The sequence below is a fragment of the Flammeovirgaceae bacterium SG7u.111 genome (assembly GCA_034044135.1).
Taxonomy (GTDB): Bacteria; Bacteroidota; Bacteroidia; order Cytophagales; family Flammeovirgaceae.
In genome coordinates this window covers 7,399,958-7,414,136 of the sequence record CP139021.1, presented here as the reverse complement: position 1 = coordinate 7,414,136, position 14,179 = coordinate 7,399,958, and the positions used below count along the sequence as shown (strand labels likewise).

12 protein-coding genes are annotated in these 14,179 nt (G+C 39.6%); 7 read left to right on the top strand and 5 right to left on the bottom strand.

Features of this window, described 5'->3' with window-relative positions; all coding sequences use genetic code 11:
- Positions 1-540 precede the first annotated feature (540 nt).
- Positions 541-3,150 carry a PAS domain S-box protein gene (locus R9C00_28575; protein WPO35657.1) on the top strand — a complete coding sequence of 870 codons (2,610 nt, stop codon included), beginning with the start codon at positions 541-543 and terminating at the stop codon, positions 3,148-3,150.
- 39 nt (positions 3,151-3,189) lie between these two features.
- Here the strand turns inward: R9C00_28575 and R9C00_28570 are convergent, their stop codons facing one another.
- The 3 genes from R9C00_28570 to R9C00_28560 form a co-directional block, all read right to left on the bottom strand.
- Positions 3,190-4,584, bottom strand: a complete 1,395-nt coding sequence (locus R9C00_28570) for a M23/M56 family metallopeptidase (GenBank protein WPO35656.1) — start codon at positions 4,582-4,584, stop codon at positions 3,190-3,192.
- On the bottom strand, positions 4,577-4,957 hold the full coding sequence (locus tag R9C00_28565; protein ID WPO35655.1) for a BlaI/MecI/CopY family transcriptional regulator: 381 nt from the start codon (positions 4,955-4,957) through the stop codon (positions 4,577-4,579). The genes R9C00_28570 and R9C00_28565 overlap by 8 nt, the downstream gene beginning before the upstream one ends.
- 108 nt (positions 4,958-5,065) lie before the next feature.
- Complete coding sequence (locus R9C00_28560; GenBank protein ID WPO35654.1) at positions 5,066-5,938, bottom strand: hypothetical protein; 873 nt, start codon at positions 5,936-5,938, stop codon at positions 5,066-5,068.
- A 167-nt stretch (positions 5,939-6,105) separates the two neighbouring features.
- Between R9C00_28560 and R9C00_28555 the strand changes: the two genes are divergently transcribed.
- From R9C00_28555 to mreC, 4 genes are all read left to right on the top strand, one after another.
- Positions 6,106-6,669 carry a pyridoxamine 5'-phosphate oxidase family protein gene (locus R9C00_28555; GenBank protein ID WPO35653.1) on the top strand — a complete coding sequence of 188 codons (564 nt, stop codon included), beginning with the start codon at positions 6,106-6,108 and terminating at the stop codon, positions 6,667-6,669.
- Between the two features lie 237 nt (positions 6,670-6,906).
- Complete coding sequence (locus R9C00_28550; GenBank protein WPO35652.1) at positions 6,907-7,569, top strand: carboxypeptidase-like regulatory domain-containing protein; 663 nt, start codon at positions 6,907-6,909, stop codon at positions 7,567-7,569.
- A 481-nt stretch (positions 7,570-8,050) separates the two neighbouring features.
- Positions 8,051-9,076: a rod shape-determining protein gene (locus tag R9C00_28545; protein ID WPO35651.1), complete on the top strand. Its 1,026-nt coding sequence runs from the start codon at positions 8,051-8,053 to the stop codon at positions 9,074-9,076.
- 155 nt (positions 9,077-9,231) lie between these two features.
- The gene (mreC, locus tag R9C00_28540; protein WPO35650.1) at positions 9,232-10,110 is read left to right on the top strand and encodes a rod shape-determining protein MreC; all 879 of its coding nucleotides are present in this window, start codon (positions 9,232-9,234) and stop codon (positions 10,108-10,110) included.
- Between the two features lie 78 nt (positions 10,111-10,188).
- Here the strand turns inward: mreC and R9C00_28535 are convergent, their stop codons facing one another.
- Positions 10,189-10,884 carry a LexA family transcriptional regulator gene (locus tag R9C00_28535; GenBank protein ID WPO35649.1) on the bottom strand — a complete coding sequence of 232 codons (696 nt, stop codon included), beginning with the start codon at positions 10,882-10,884 and terminating at the stop codon, positions 10,189-10,191.
- Positions 10,885-11,189: 305 nt separating this feature from the next.
- Between R9C00_28535 and R9C00_28530 the strand changes: the two genes are divergently transcribed.
- Positions 11,190-11,564 (top strand): hypothetical protein, encoded by a 375-nt coding sequence (locus tag R9C00_28530; GenBank protein WPO35648.1) that lies wholly within the window; start codon positions 11,190-11,192, stop codon positions 11,562-11,564.
- A 65-nt stretch (positions 11,565-11,629) separates the two neighbouring features.
- Here R9C00_28530 and R9C00_28525 read toward each other — a convergent pair whose 3' ends face one another.
- A complete protein-coding gene (locus tag R9C00_28525) occupies positions 11,630-12,142 on the bottom strand; it encodes an SH3 domain-containing protein (protein ID WPO35647.1) in 513 nt (170 codons plus the stop codon).
- A gap of 315 nt (positions 12,143-12,457) precedes the next feature.
- Between R9C00_28525 and R9C00_28520 the strand changes: the two genes are divergently transcribed.
- The gene (locus R9C00_28520; protein ID WPO35646.1) at positions 12,458-14,002 is read left to right on the top strand and encodes a YifB family Mg chelatase-like AAA ATPase; all 1,545 of its coding nucleotides are present in this window, start codon (positions 12,458-12,460) and stop codon (positions 14,000-14,002) included.
- Positions 14,003-14,179: the final 177 nt, after the last annotated feature.

Here is a 14,179-nt window from a genome sequence, read left to right as displayed (position 1 = left end):
TAACCTTGACCTGCACACATCAACACTATTTGAATAAGATAATTTTTAATGATGCAAAGCCACTATATTCCAAGCTCGAATTTAGTGCCGCAAGTTACAAATTTATACTGACAAATAGCACCTATACACGTATTTTAAGACATTAACCAGATGTTGCACACCATAACTGACCCCTCGCCTTTTTTCGGCACATACAATCACGGTTTCCCGCTTTTTATTTTGTGAGATTTTGACATTAATTAAGCTATCTAAACTTTGGACTAAAACCAATCTGGCATAAGACGGAAGAACCAAGATATTTCATGTAATATTTTTTTAACATTTCAACTCAATTTTTCCCAACCAGCTGAGTTAATTACTTAGAGTATTGAATTTTTACTTTTTGGGGAGATATGTGCGAGTAAGTTTTTTAATCAAACCCCAAGCTTTTCATGCATTTTTTCGCACACAAAAAGCATCATTGCTTACAGCTTTATAATTAGCAGTATTACTATCCGAAGTAAAGACCAACTGCTCATTGAAGCTATAATTGGAATTAATGTGAGACATATTCTTAAACCTAAAGTGAACCTGTTGCTTTTTGAGACCATAGTAGATGGATGGGAGGGGCTTTCTATAATAAAAAATAGTAAGGGGGAAATCCTTGCAGCAAACTCTACTTTTGCCGATTTCTTTGGCTTCCGCAACACTAAAGAGCTTCAAAGAAGGTCGGAACAAGAAATATTCACCCGCCATTTTGGTCATACCAAACTAGACCTAGATCACGACAACTATTTTATTCTTTCACTCCCGAAAGGTGAGAAAATAAACCAAAGGATAGAACTTACTTCTCCCGACGGAAACCCGTTACACTTCAGCCTTAAAAAATTCCCTGTTTTTGACGAAACTAATAACCCTGTTGCAATTGCTTGTATTTACACGCCATTGCGCAACTATAATGGTGACGAAAAAAGACAGCTGAAGTTCGGACAAATATTTGAAAACTCCCTTTTTGAAATATTTGTGTTTGATGCTCAGGAACACAAATTCACTTATCTCAGTAAAGGTGCCTTAAAAAACACAGGCTACTCCAAGCGAGAAATTGTAGAAAAAACACCTTTAAATCTACTCAACAAAGAAGTTGAATCAGAATTTAGAGATGCCCTTGTTGAGCTCAAGCTAGGGCATTCCAAATTGCTGGTATATGAGGCTTCAATAAATAGGAAAGACGGGAGCTCTTACAGAGCTGAAGTCCAACTGCAATATATGCACAAAGACTCCCCGCCTTCTTATATTGCCATGGTTCAAGATATTACCGAAAGAGCCATCTCAGAAGACACTATCCGAAAATTAAACAACGCCGTAAAATACAGTCCTTCTGCCATTGTAATCACCGATAAACATGGAGTGATAGAGTATGTCAACCCACGCTTTACCGAGGTTACTGGCTATATCCCCACTGAGGTGATAGGCAAGACGCCTAGGCTACTCAAGTCAGGCAAGCAACCTAAAGATTTTTACTCAAACCTCTGGAAGACTATTGCTGATGGTCAACTATGGGAGGGTGAATTCCACAACAAAAAGAAAAGTGGGGAGCTCTATTGGGAACGTGCAGCCATTGGTCCAATCAGTGACAAAGATGACAAAATCACGCATTTTGTAGCCATAAAGGAAGATGTAACGGACAAAAAGAGGATCAATGAAGAATTAAGAAAAAAGGAACATATCTATCGTACGCTTGTAGAACAGCTTCCTAATTCTGGAGTGTTTTTATTTGATAAAAACTTGGAATATGTACTTGCCGAAGGTCCAATAATAGAGCAAGTAAATAGAAAAAAGGAAGACTTTGAAGGCAAGCACGTTTCAAAAACATTTCGTCCAGACGTATTAGAAGATTCTCTTGCGAGGTATAAAAAAGCGCTACAAGGAGAGGCTAGTTACTACGAAACAAATACCGGCGGAAAAGACTACAAAGTAAGCATAGTCCCTCTTACCGATGAAAACGGAATAGTTTTCTTGGGAATGATGGTACTTCAAGACATTACAGAACAAAAGAAAGTTGAAAATGAAGTAAGGGCGAATTACCAATTCCTCCAAACTATTATCCAAACGATACCCAACCCTTTCTTCTACAAAAACACAGAAGGGGTTTACCTCGACTGCAACGACTCTTTTGCAAGATTGTTAGACCTAAAAAGAGAAGATATAATAGGCAAAAACTCAAAAGATATATTAAATGAAGAGCAGTACAAAACACTTAATTACGCTAATAATGTACTCTTATTAAACAAAAGCAATTACGTATATGAAGCATCCTTAACCATCCCTAAGGATGGCGAAAATCACTTTATCATACATAAAGCCGCTGTAGAAAACCATAAAAAGGAAACAGTCGGGATAGTCGGGATTCTCCATAATGTGACTTTTAGGAAAAACTCTCAAACTAAGCTTCAGGAAAGCAACAAAGAACTCAAGGAATTGAATAGGGAAAAAGACAGCCTTATGAGCATTGTAGCCCATGACCTGAAATCACCTCTAAGCAAGGTAAAAGGCTTAGCCAATGTGATTATGCTCGACAACAACCTTAACGAAGAACAAATAAGCTACCTGAAACTCATAAATAGTGTAGCGGACAATAGCGAACAACTTATCAGAGATTTGCTCGATATAAACACGTTCGAGCATAGCGATTCCCGTATAAAACTCACTGAACTAGATGTCCACCAAGTCATAGACGAACTGACCGACAGCTACCAACAGCTTTCTAACAACAAAGGAATTCGGCTTGAAATAGAAAAAGACCCTAATGCGACTAAGCACACAACAGACCTTGACTTCTTAAACCGTATTTTGGATAACTTACTTTCAAATGCCATCAAGTTTTCGAAGCAAGAAAAAACTGTTAAAATCACCGTATCCAGGCCTGATACACACCTCATGGTAAAAGTGCAAGATGAAGGACCTGGCATAAGCGAAGAGGATCAGACAAAAATGTTTAAGCGCTTCCAGAAACTAAGCGCCCAGCCTACAGGAGGGGAAAGCTCTACAGGTTTAGGCCTCTCTATTATTAAGGTATTGGTAGATCGATTAAAAGGGGAGATTGATGTAGATAGCCAACTTAACAAAGGCACTACTTTTACGATCAGCATTCCAGAGGGGAAAATAAGATAACCCCCTGCCTTAATGTTTGTGGCAGAGGGCTAGCCATTCCTACATTCCTTTTACAGATCTCAAGCTCTTTTCTTCTGTAAAATAATCCATAGGGTCAACAAACTCATTATTGTATTTCACCCCATAGTGCAAGTGTGGTCCTGAGGAGAGTCCTGTATTCCCCACTTTTCCTATCTCAAAACCTTTCTCTACCTCTTGTCCCTCAGTTACCAAAATCTTGCTTAGATGACCATAATGCGACTGATAACCATCTCCATGATCTATGATGATCCTCTTGCCCCAGGCCTTGTCTTCTTCCGAAAGAAACACTTTTCCTGCTGCGGTAGCGATTACAGACGTTCCCGTAGCAGCTGAAAAATCCACACCTTTATGATCTCTTTCCTCCTTTAATATTGGGTGCATAAACAATCCGAATTTTGCGGTTACCTTACCTATGCTTTCTTTTTGCAAGGGAAGGATCGAGGGGATTCCTGATGACTTTGGAGGCAATAAATAGTTCAGGGGCTTTATTTCTGCCTTTGGCACGAATTGTTCTATTGGTGTAGAAAAGCTTATCAATAATATGGAAATCAATGGCAATGTCCATAAAAATTGGAGCTTCGACTTACCAACATTTTGTTGGGCATACTGATTTTTCTTGATCATTTTAATCCGGTTTTTAAGTGAAACATATGCAAAATGGCTCGCTACCGGTACTGAGAAGTTGCGTTGGGAAAGTTTAAGCAGTAAAAGAGAATAAGCTTGCGCGCTAAAAATTTTACTCACCTCTTTGTCTACCTGATATTCATGAATCTCTGCTAGTTTTTTTCTTATTATCTTCCATAATGGATTCCACCAAAAAACACATTCTACCAGCTCAAATAAAATAATATCTGCTGAGTGCATCCTTCTTGCATGGCCTGCCTCGTGGGCAATCACACATTCTTTTTCAAGGTCGTCTAATTGACCGTTCAAAAACACATAGTGGAAAAAGGAAAATGGAGTCGTTGCTTTTTCTGTATGGCACACCAACAAGCCGTTAGTTTGTTCTAAAAAGCTCCCTGTTACCAGCTTCCTTAGCTTTACTATTTTAAAGATAAACTTGCCTAGGAAAAGAGCCAACCCGAGAAAGTAAACCTCATAAACAATATGTAATAACATTTCATAAACAGACCATGGGACAGCTTCGACCTGCCTCTCTGAGACCCTTCCTTGAAATAGCTCAGGGTGCTCAATATCATCGAAAACAACCTCTCCCCAGTCTACAATAGGGGCATACGAAACCCAGCTAGGCAGACTCAAAAGAGGAATGATCAACGAAAGAAAGGCGGCTGACAATAGATATACCCTACCCAAAGAAAATATTTCCAATTTTTGCAGCAAATACCTGTAGAGAAGATAAAAAGCCAACAGGCACAATCCAGATTTTATTGAGTAAAATAAAAAACTACTCATCCTGCCCTCCTTTAGGCTCTATACTATTGATCAACTCTTTAATCTCTTCCAGCTCATTTGAGCTCAACTGCTCTTCTTGAACCATAAAAGAAACCAAGTTTTCATACGAACCATCAAAGTAATCGCCCATCAATTTTTTGAAAGTATATTTTTTATACTCTCCTTTAGATATCAAAGGATAGTACTCGTAGGTCTTCCCATAAGCTTTGTGGTCCACAAAACCTTTACTTTCTAATACTCTTACGACAGAAGAAATTGTGTTATAAGGAGGTTGTGGCTCCCCCATTTCAGCAATGACATTCTTTACGAAAGCTTTTTTAAGCTCCCATAAAACCCTCATTACTTTTTCTTCGGCTTTTGTTAATTGTTCCATGACACAAACATACAACTGTATTTCCAGTTTATCAACTGATAACACAGTTTTAAAACTTAAAAATCAGTTATTATGTTTTATTCACTACAAAATCAACAACTTACATTCTTATTTAATTTTTGGGGTTTGCCAAAAGAATACTAAAGCTGGCAGGAGGGCATGGGGTACACGCACAGCCGTTTGGAATACCCATTGGCTCAAGCTGGTCATTATGTCACCAGCATCATAATAGGCAACCGTGCGAGCTAATGCAGTCAAAAAGCCCCAAATAACAGCATAGAGTAAAGCAGGGTTGGAAATACGAGGAGGGAAAAAAATCATTAGACTTACAATCAAATCCAAAACGCCCGCAGCCATCAGAAAATAGCTTGCCATTTCTTGATCACAACCCAAAATCCGCATGGTCATATCAATAAAATTGCCTGGTTGAGGATAAGGAAAGCCCAAGGCATACAGCCCGTGGCAAATAAAAGTGATAGCCACAGTTATTCTTACTGGCTTCGCCAAGTTGGCAGGCTCAGATTTTTTGAACACTACCAAATACAAAAAAATAGGAGTCATGAATTGGACCGCATGCTCAAAAAGCTGAACAACCTGATAGTCCTTTGCCTTCCAACCAAGTACAAAAAGGAAAAGAAGCGATAAGCTTCCTAGCAACAACACCTTCCCCACTCTCTTGCTCACTTGTTTTATAAAAAGAACCACCAATGCGCAAATAGCATAAAAACCTCCAAAAACCTTTATTATGGCATCTATCTGTTGGTTTATCTCCTCACTTTTTAGGTACTCTTCCCAAGGCATGCCTACCAAACTTTCCATCAATTCTTGATCCCACAACAACACCCTAAAAGGTGCATCCCAAAACAGGTGCTGCCAAGCCCTTCCCGCAAACATCAAAAAAGCGGCAAGTTTTAATATTGCAAGAGTTCGGTGTTGCCAGTTATAGCGCCTGATAGTCGAAAAAGAGGAGTAGTTATTCATTTTTGTGAAGAGCTTAACGCCAAACAGATGGCTATTAATTTCGTTTAATGTATATGTAGGGTATATAAAATCAACCTGTTTCAAAAATAGCACAAATGTTTTGGGAAGAAAAAAAGTGCTATTATTTATTACTTAAATGCTATTTTTCACAGTATTAAAAAGTGCTCATGGATGATTTACAACAATTGCTAAACAACATTTGGACTGAACTTACCCAAAGTTGCACTACAAAAAACCACCCATATCGAACACCTGTAGTCGGTACTATAAACGGGCAATACAGCTGTGAGCTAAGAACAGTTGTTCTCCGAGAGGTAAACCGCCTTGCTCATACACTCACATTTTTTACCGACCTACGGTCTGGCAAGGTGAAAGACATGAGCTTAAACCCTACTCTCAGCTGGTTGTTTTACGACCCTACAACACAAGTTCAAATCAGGGCAAGCGGAGACAGTCTCCTTATAAAGGATAGCAAAATACTCCAAAACTACTGGGACAGACTTCCTGAAAACAATAGGAAAGAATATGCAAGCTCGCAAGCGCCAGGTAGCTCGATAGAAAATAACTTCACATCGAACTTGCTAAGCAATAAAGAAAGTTTCAAAAATTTTGGAGTGGTGGTATCTGAAATAAACAAGGTCGATTGGTTGAAGTTAAACCCGTTTCAACATCAGCGAGCCTTGTTTGAAAAAGAGGAAGGGAAATGGAACAAGACGCAAATAGTTCCTTGATATTTTTCTGACCGAGCAACTTATTTGGGATTAGCTACATTATTTAACAACATTGGCTTTGCTTTTCCCCTTTCTGGCTGGGCCCAACACCGCATCAATATTCAATCATAATAACATTTGAGCGAAGGAGTTTTTCTCTATTACCCCAAATATCCGCTCTTAAAAATAGTATATTTGTACTACTGCCTTCATCAAATCATTTTCATAAAAGGCGGTAAATAGCATAATATTAGAACTATGGATAAAAACTATACAAAGCTAGTATTGAGGAGTCTGTCAATGTTAGTGATAATAGCAACACTTTCTTTTTTGGGCTTAGAAAAGGCAAAAGCCCAAGGCTTGCCAGAGGTAATTCAGCTTTCGGGTATTGTTGTGGATGGCGATAGTGCCTATGGCGTGCCAGGCGTCCACATTTATATCCCAAGGGCGGGAACGGGTACGGTCACCAACAAAGTCGGGTTCTTTACCCTTCCTACTGTAATTGGCGATACCGTTGTAATTAGTGCCGTTGGTTACCGCAATAAAAATCTGGTAATTCCCGAAAGATCAGATGTAGGCTTTACAGTACTTGTAGACTTGCAAACAGACACTACCTTCCTACCTATGGTGGAAGTATTTCCATACCCTACCGAAGAACTGTTCAAAGAAGCCTTTCTTGCGCTCCAGCTTCCGGAGTCCGATGCTGAAAAAGTCGCTAAAAACCTTCAACCCGAAGCTATGGCAAGAGCCGCCGCTATGATGGGAATGGATGCTGGCTCTAACCACCGATATTATATGTACCAACAAGTCGACCAAGTTACCAACCAGTTTTTCGCCCCATCATTCTCTATTTTCAACCCTTTCGCTTGGGGCGAGTTCATAAAATCTGTCAAGCGGGGAGATTTAAAAAAGAAAAAGTGACGACCAAGCCAATTAGCTTAGTTAAACAGTGCAAGTTTGAGAGGATCAAAAAAAACTTGCACTGTTTTTTTTATGCACAAAAGGGAGCGCTGAAATAGTATTTTTATATATCTTGGCATAAGCTTCTACTCTAAACTATGGTCTTAATGAAATCAAAACAGTAATTTCGCTCTTAGGATTTACAGACCATACCACTGTAAACTTACAAACAGGCAGTTACCAAGGCCCAATCACCATTCATTTATGTGATTCATTTTTACACCTTGGATTTAACATTCCTCTTATTTGAAAAATAAACCTCCAAAAACTTAAAATTTTAGCTTTGCACACGAGTTTCAATTTTAGAATAGATACATTGACTTCTCCCAAAGTGGATTAGTATTTGCCTAGGAGCTGATCACATAGGAAATACTTTTGTATAAGTAGGACAAGGTTTATAAATTCGGCTTTATAATTAATTACAGAGAAAACAATCACCTCTATGGGTATTTTTGATTTATTCACTAGCGACTTGGCGATAGACCTTGGTACAGCTAACACATTACTTCTATTCAAAGGAAAAGTAGTGGTGGACGAACCATCTATCATCGCCCTTGATAAGGCTACAGGAAAGGTAATTGCGATAGGGAAGAAGGCGATGCAAATGCACGAAAAAACCCACGACAATATCAGGACAATCCGTCCCCTCAAAGATGGGGTGATTGCCGATTTCCACGCTGCCGAGCAAATGATCAGGGGTATGATCAAAATGATTGATACAGGCAGCAGATTTTTCACCCCTTCGCACCGAATGGTAATTTGTATTCCATCTGGTATCACCGAGGTAGAAAAAAGAGCGGTGCGTGACTCAGCGGAGCATGCAGGCGCCAAAGAAGTCTACATGATTCCCGAGCCAATTGCGGCTGCTATTGGTATAGGGATCGATATCGAAGCTCCTGTTGGATCCATGATTGTCGATATTGGAGGAGGAACAACTGAAATTGCGGTGATCGCCCTTTCAGGTATTGTTTGCGACCAATCGGTAAGGACAGCAGGCGATGTATTCAACAGAGATATTCTCGATTATATGAGAAGGCAACACAACCTATTGATAGGTGAGAGAAGTGCCGAAAAGATAAAAATTGAAGTCGGAGCCGCCATCTCGGAGCTCGACGATCCTCCAGAGGATTACGAGATTAGGGGCAGGGATTTGATGACAGGTATTCCAAAAGTAATCAAGGTTTCTTATACCGAAATTGCTTTTGCCATAGACAAGTCTATTTCCAAAATAGAAGAAGCAGTCTTGAAAGCCTTAGAAACCTCTCCACCAGAGCTTTCTGCCGATATTTACGATAACGGAATCCACCTAACAGGCGGCGGTGCATTGCTTCGAGGGCTCGACAAGCGAGTTGCTTTGAAAACTAAGCTCCCCGTTCACGTAGCAGAAGATCCGTTAAGAGCCGTAGTTAGGGGCACGGGCGATGCTTTGAAAAACATTGAAGGCTTCAAAGCAGTATTGATGACCTAAATTGTCATCACAAACAAAACACAGCGGATATTTCTTTCAAAAAGGAATATCCGTTTTTTATTCCAAAAATTGTATTTTTAGGCAATTGATGCGATAGCATTTACCAAAACCTGTCTGATGCACACTATTAAAGTGGCAGGGTAATCTAGTTTGATATGCGCCAACTTTTTCTGTTCATATATAAGTTAAGAGTATTTTTTGCCTTTGTTGGTTTAGAGCTATTGGCTAGTTGGCTAATTGTAAGAAACAATAGTTATCAAGGCTATACTTTCTTATCAAGCTCCAATGCCTTGGCAAGCAACATACTCGAATCGAAAAGTAACATAAATGCATACTTTGATCTTAAAGACCAAAATGAGATATTGGCCTTGAAAAATGCCAAGTTAGAAGAGGAGAAAGATAGACTAAAGAAACAAGTCTCCATCATATGGAACGACACATCGCTGAGAACCTCCCAGTCAAAAAGCCTACTAGACACATCCGCCAATTATCAATTCACTGCTGCCAAAGTGGTGAACAATTCCGTCATTTTCAACGATAACTACCTCACCATAGACAAGGGTGAAAGAGACGGTGTAAAACCAGGAATGGGTGTAGTTTCTTCCAATGGTATTGTGGGAAAGGTGAAAATGGCATCTAAAAATTTTGCCACGGTTTATAGCTTGCTTCACAACGATCTTACTATCTCTTCCATGATAAAAAGCGATAGCATCCTTTGTACAACCAAATGGAACAGTGCTGGAGGAGACCGAAATGACTATACCACCGCAGAGCTTTTGTTCATCCCAATGGACCACAAACTGAAGAAAGGAGATACAGTTATCACTTCTGGATACAACTCGGTATATCCCGAGGGATTAATGGTAGGCGTAGTGGATACTTCCTTCAAAGTAAAATCTGACATGTTCCAATCTGTCAAGATCAAGCTTTCAACTGATTTCAGTACACTTAGGCATGTGTATGTAGTTGAAAACTTCCATACAAAAGAAATAGACTCGCTAGAGCAAGAAACCCTGAAAACGGTGACCTATTAGCTTTTGAAAAATAAAAAAAAGTGCGCAACAAGAGTTACACACCTTTCCAAATGATTACGTAGGACATTTTCCTTCTATTTACATAGAAGGGATTTCTTTACTGAGAAACATTTTATACCTCCATGCTTCCCGAATATCGTTTACCCTAATTTCATAAGGATCATACATCCTGTTAAAAGAAATTAGCTGTACTGCACCTTTATCTTGTAAAATATTTATCTGTTTGAAAACCACACCCTCTATCGTTACCAACACGCAAAGCGCTCCTGGCTTGAGCATATAAAAACTAGATAAGGGAATCCTCTCACATACAATGATAGAGCCCGAGGCAATAGGCAACATCGAATCCCCTTCAATCATAAACCCTCTATAATCGCCCCATTTGTCCAAAAAAGGAAAGTTGTACTTCTCTAGTTTATCCAAGTATGTAATATCATTCATATTGGCAAGGTAGCCCGCCGAAGCTTTAACATCTAGCATGCTCACATTCCAATCTTTTTCCCCTGTTTCTACCAAGGCTTGCTTTGCCTGAGGAGCGGTATCACTTATAGCGTAGCGCCCACTTTCTATATCTTTCCAACACAATTCCTCCAAGCTAATATTAAACAACCTCGCAAAATTGGCAGCTATATTAAATGGAGGATCGGTCTCCCCATTCTCATAATTCCCCAATGTTTGCCTTGTAATCCCCAAGTTTTTGGCAAGTAGATCCTGAGACAAGTTTTTTTTCTTCCGAAGGTGCTTAATATTTTGTGCAGTGAAATTCTTTTTCATAAGCCAAAAGTGTTAATATAATTAGCATATTAAAGATTATGGTTATAAAATTAGCATATATCGTTTATATAAGCAATAAAAAGTTAAAATAATTGTCATTATTTGTCAATTATATGGACTATGCTTTCAAAATAAACACATATGTATTACCAGGGGATTTATGGCAGGTATATTGAGCCAATAGCATATAGTAAGAATGGAATGAGCAATAAGTTTATATCTACTTATTGCTTTTTTTAGCGTATCTATTTCTACATTTGTCTTAGTATTAAAATTGTGATTAACAGCAATTAAACTTCCAAAAAATGAAAAAAATGAGATTGCTATTTTTATTAGTTGCCTTTATGGCTTTTGGTACAATTGCCCAAGCTCAAGTGTTATGGACCAGCATGATGGTAACCACTTTGGACGACAAGGGAAATGTACAGCGTGGGACTACGGTAAAAATCTATGCATCGGAAGATGATTATGATAATGATGAAAACGTAGTGGCTGAGGGAAAAACAGATGAAAAAGGACGAATTAAGTTCAAAAAAATTGAGGCCCAGTCTTATTTCATCAGAGCAGAAAAGGGTGAGTTGACCAATGAAGACGGCGCCGTTCAAACTGGCGGCCTTATTGAAAAAAAATTGAACAAGGTTAATATTATCATGGAAAAAGGCATTCCAGATATTAAGTAAACCTGCTCACTGCAAACATGATACAATAAGAAAGCCCTCGCAATTATCACGAGGGCTTTCCTATTTTAATTCTTCTTCTTTTTCTTCTTGCCCTTCTTCTTTGGCGTTGGATTTCTCTTTTCCTCTTCTGCCCTTCTTAACTCCGCAGCCTTGGCATAAGAATTCAATATTGCCGATTCTACCAAATAGCCCTTGTGCACCCAACCATTTTCCTCTCCATCCACACCTTCTATAAAATAGTACTCATCCATATAGTCGGACACAACCACATCTATCCCTTTCTTATAATTCCCGACCACGTCACTAAAAGCATTCGGCTCTTTCCGGATTTTCGCATTCCGGCTTATCTTTCCTCTCGACTTGGGTTTTGCCACTGACTCGGTAATGACCTCCTGAACCGCTAGGTTTGATTCTAATATTTTAATCTTTTGATCAATTTTCATGACTTGCCCCTGTAAAATCTCCCGCTCTTTTTTCAAAGAATCAATCTGAGCGTGAATAGCGTCATCGTCTTGGGCAAAAATATTGGTAGTTGAAAAAATAGCAACAGCTATCAAGCTAATTATCGTTTTTCTCATTTCAGTAATATTAATAAGTTTATCTATTTGAAGGAAGCAAAAAAACCATTTCCAAGCACCTCCCACTATTTGGTACAAGAGCTTTTCTCAATGAGTAATTTACCAAAAAGCCCGTGAAGTCAATAGTATATTTATTTTTTTCCACTTGCCTACCCTCTCCTACATTATTTTGCAATAACAAAACCTAAGGTCGGCCATTACATAAGTAGAACCATATATTATTTTGCCACAAAACAAAAAAGCAATTCGTCTATCTAACGTGAGCAATGTATTTACTTTTTTTGTATCTTGAAAACACACTAATTCCAATCGAACATGATAGCAATAACCTTTGGAGGTGCCGTGTATGGGGTAGAAGCCAATTTGGTAAGTATAGAAGTGAACATAATCAACGGGACTAAATTCTTCATAGTTGGCTTACCAGACAATGCCGTGAAGGAAAGCCAGCAACGAGTGGAATCTGCTATCAAAAACGATGGTTTTCAAATGCCTAGGCAAAAAGTGGTGGTGAACATGGCTCCCGCCGACATACGAAAAGAAGGCTCTGCTTATGATTTGCCTATCGCCCTCGGGGTACTCAGTTCTTCGGGGCAGATCCATGGGAGCGGTATGGAGAAATATGTAATAATGGGCGAACTCTCGCTCGATGGTAAACTTCGCCCCATCAAGGGCGTACTTCCTATTGCTATTGAAGCTCGCAATAAGAACCTCAAAGGAATTGTCTTGCCCAAAGAAAATGCCTCGGAAGCCGCTATTGTCAACCAGCTCGATGTAATAGGCGTGAGCTCACTTCGCGAAGCAATTGACTTTTTTGAGGGAAACATTCAAATAACCCCGACCGTGAGGGACACACGTGAAATATTTTTTGATACGCTCAACGACTACGACGCTGATTTTTCGGCAGTCCAAGGGCAAGAAAATATAAAAAGAGCTTTGGAAATTGCCGCAGCAGGTGGGCATAATGCCATTATGATAGGCCCGCCCGGCTCTGGAAAAACCATGCTGGCCAAGCGGCTTCCCTCCATTTTGCCACCGCTCACCTTGCAAGAAGCGTTGGAAACTACCAAGATTCATTCCGTAGCGGGCACATTGGGAAGCGATGCAACTTTGGTCTCTAAAAGGCCATACCGCTCTCCCCACCATACCATTAGCGATGCCGCCTTGGTAGGAGGTGGAGGCATTCCCCAACCCGGAGAAATTTCCTTAGCCAATAACGGTGTGCTGTTTTTAGATGAGCTTCCCGAGTTCAAAAGAACTGCCTTGGAAGTGATGCGCCAGCCTCTTGAAGAAAGGAAGGTTACTATTTCCAGAGCGAAGATAAGTTTGGAATTCCCTGCCAACTTCATGTTAATAGCCAGCATGAACCCCTGCCCATGCGGATATTTCAACCACCCTGAAAAAGAATGTGTTTGCCCTCCCGGAGGAGTGCAGCGCTACCTCAACAAGATCAGCGGTCCGTTGCTCGACCGGATCGATTTACACGTAGAGGTCACTCCTGTTTCTTTTGATGAGATGACTTCGACCCGCAAAGCAGAAAGCAGTGCCGAAATAAGGGAAAGGGTAATTGCCGCACGAGCAATTCAAGCCGAACGGTTTAAAGCACTAGAATTGCCCAACGTTTACTCGAATGCGATGCTTCCTTCCGACAAAGTGAAAGATGTTTGCCAAATAAACACCGCGGGAAAAACACTGCTTAAAACAGCCATGGAAAAACTGGGGCTTTCAGCTAGGGCTTTTGACAGAATACTCAAAGTATCCCGCACTATTGCCGATTTAGCAGAATCCGAAGAAATTAAGATTGAACATTTGGCAGAAGCCATCCAATACAGAAGTTTGGATAGGGAAAGTTGGAATGCTTGATAAGTACAATTTCATACTTAATATTTATTATTTAGCAAAATAATGGCTATTTTATGGGTAATAAATCAAAAACATGCGTTTAAACAGAAAATAATTTTTTCTAATCTACTATTTGTAAAATATCTAACAAACAAAAAAGAGCGCGCATCTGATTAAGCAAGCCCTTACTTCATTCAG

Bases quoted from the DNA above. Each gene is read 5' to 3' on its own strand.
- R9C00_28570 (WPO35656.1), bottom strand. From the start codon at position 4,584: ATGAGTAGTTTTTTATTTTACTCAATAAAATCTGGATTGTGCCTGTTG.
- R9C00_28565 (WPO35655.1), bottom strand. From the start codon at position 4,957: ATGGAACAATTAACAAAAGCCGAAGAAAAAGTAATGAGGGTTTTATGG.
- R9C00_28560 (WPO35654.1), bottom strand. From the start codon at position 5,938: ATGAATAACTACTCCTCTTTTTCGACTATCAGGCGCTATAACTGGCAA.
- R9C00_28555 (WPO35653.1), top strand. From the start codon at position 6,106: ATGGATGATTTACAACAATTGCTAAACAACATTTGGACTGAACTTACC.
- R9C00_28550 (WPO35652.1), top strand. From the start codon at position 6,907: ATGGATAAAAACTATACAAAGCTAGTATTGAGGAGTCTGTCAATGTTA.
- R9C00_28545 (WPO35651.1), top strand. From the start codon at position 8,051: ATGGGTATTTTTGATTTATTCACTAGCGACTTGGCGATAGACCTTGGT.
- mreC (WPO35650.1), top strand. From the start codon at position 9,232: ATGCGCCAACTTTTTCTGTTCATATATAAGTTAAGAGTATTTTTTGCC.
- R9C00_28535 (WPO35649.1), bottom strand. From the start codon at position 10,884: ATGAAAAAGAATTTCACTGCACAAAATATTAAGCACCTTCGGAAGAAA.
- R9C00_28530 (WPO35648.1), top strand. From the start codon at position 11,190: ATGAAAAAAATGAGATTGCTATTTTTATTAGTTGCCTTTATGGCTTTT.
- R9C00_28525 (WPO35647.1), bottom strand. From the start codon at position 12,142: ATGAGAAAAACGATAATTAGCTTGATAGCTGTTGCTATTTTTTCAACT.
- R9C00_28520 (WPO35646.1), top strand. From the start codon at position 12,458: ATGATAGCAATAACCTTTGGAGGTGCCGTGTATGGGGTAGAAGCCAAT.